Raw genomic sequence first — 320 nt, 5'->3', positions numbered from 1 at the left:
TTTGTTGACCCTAAATTTCAGAACAATGTCATTCTGACCGGGACGGAGTTCCTTACCATGAACACCCGTCCGAAGATACCCGCCAATGCCCGGAACCTAAACGCCTGTGTCATCGGATCGTCCGGCTCGGGAAAGACAAGGTTCTGGTTGACCCCGCAGCTCCTTCAAGCCCATTCCTCGTATGTGGTGGTAGACCCGAAGGGCGGCACCCTCGACCAGTGCGGGCGGTTTCTGCAACGGGAGAAATACAGGGTGCGGGTGTTCAACAGTATCGACTTTTCAAAATCCATGCACTACAATCCGCTGGCCTATATCAAGAC

Annotated in this window: 1 protein-coding gene; it reads left to right on the top strand. The window is 53.8% G+C overall.

Annotated features, from left to right (window positions below; all coding sequences use genetic code 11):
* The coding region (locus DWY93_RS17735) for a type IV secretory system conjugative DNA transfer family protein (RefSeq protein WP_242990767.1) at positions 1-320 on the top strand (320 nt) is incomplete at both ends.

The sequence above is a fragment of the Clostridium sp. AF28-12 genome (assembly GCF_003435225.1).
GTDB classification, from domain to species: Bacteria; Bacillota; Clostridia; order Lachnospirales; family Lachnospiraceae; genus Pilosibacter; species Pilosibacter fragilis.
The sequence above is the reverse complement of the archived record's forward strand: the minus strand, read 5'-3'. Positions and strand labels throughout refer to the sequence as shown.